Origin of the sequence: Herbaspirillum sp. UBA812 (assembly GCF_002296545.1) — a bacterium.
Taxonomy (GTDB): domain Bacteria; phylum Pseudomonadota; class Gammaproteobacteria; order Burkholderiales; family Burkholderiaceae_D; genus Herbaspirillum; species Herbaspirillum huttiense.
Map to the genome: position 1 here is coordinate 1 of NZ_DBIC01000117.1, position 724 is coordinate 724.

A 724-nucleotide genomic window follows, 5' to 3' on the forward strand; every position below is an offset into this window, starting at 1 on the left:
GGCACGTGTCCGTGTGGCGCCTCTCCGAACTCTTCCGCGACATCACGCTGGAATTCGACGGCGTGGCCGACATCGAGCCCATACACCTGGGCTTCGACGAGGCCGTGCGCGCCATCCGCGAGCGCCTGGCCAGCGAGCGCTGCGATGTGGTGATCTCGGCCGGCTCCAACGGTGCCTATCTCAAGAGCCGCCTGCCAGTGCCGGTGGTGGTGGCGCGCGCCAGCGGCTTCGACGTGATGCAGGCACTGGCCCGTGCCCGCCAGATCAGCCCGCGCATCGGGCTGGTCACTTATCAGGAGGCGATGCCGGCCCTGACCGAATTCCAGCAGATGTTCGGACTCGACATCGCCCAGCGCACCTATGCCACCGAAGAAGACGCGCGCGCCGTAGTGCAGGAACTGAAGGCCGGCGGCGTGCAGGCGGTGGTCGGGGCCGGGCTCATCACCGACCTGGCCGAGGAAGCGGGGATGCAGGGGATCTTCCTCTACTCCTCGGCCACGGTGCGGCAGGCCTTTGAAGATGCGCTGGAACTGGCGCGGCTGACGCAACTGGAAAGCACGCGCGGCCCCAGCCTGCCGGTGGCCGACAGCCTGCGCGCACGGCATCACCTGAAGGATCTGCGAGGCGATTCGGAGGTGATGGAAACGGTGCGCCAGTCGATCACGCTCTTTGCGCGCTCGCCGGCCAACGTGCTGATCCAGGGCGAGACCGGCACCGGCAAGGA

At 68.0% G+C, this 724-nt stretch carries 1 protein-coding gene; it reads left to right on the top strand.

What is annotated here, in order from left to right:
• Positions 1 to 5: 5 nt before the first annotated feature.
• The coding region (locus B3873_RS07595) for a PrpR N-terminal domain-containing protein (protein WP_286865031.1) at positions 6 to 724 on the top strand (719 nt) is incomplete at its 3' end.